At 47.6% G+C, this 292-nt stretch carries 1 rRNA gene; it reads left to right on the top strand.

Annotated features, from left to right (window positions below):
- Positions 1-209: 209 nt before the first annotated feature.
- Positions 210-292 (top strand): 23S ribosomal RNA (locus K1I44_RS15135); the annotation flags it as partial.

The raw sequence follows: 292 nt of genomic DNA, 5'->3' as shown, positions 1-292 counted from the left end.
AACGCTTTTTCGCTTCGTTTAGTTTTGAGGGAATATCCCTCGACTTGCGCCTGCGTCTAAAAGTGGCTTCGAGGAAGACAGATTCCTCGGCGCAAAGCTGCGATGAAGCAGGTTCAAGGAGTAACTTTGTGCCTGCGTCTACTCACTATAGAGGAGACAAGGTTAAAATTGTTCTTTGAAAACTAGATAACAGGCTGAAAAGTGTGTTTAGTTAAGTTAGAAAGGGCGCACGGTGGATGCCTTGGCACTAGGAGCCGATGAAGGACGGGACAAACACCGATATGCTTCGGGG

Origin of the sequence: Anoxybacillus sp. ST4 (assembly GCF_019448545.1) — a bacterium.
GTDB classification, from domain to species: domain Bacteria; phylum Bacillota; class Bacilli; order Bacillales; family Anoxybacillaceae; genus Anoxybacillus; species Anoxybacillus pushchinoensis.
The sequence above is the reverse complement of the archived record's forward strand: the minus strand, read 5'-3'. Positions and strand labels throughout refer to the sequence as shown.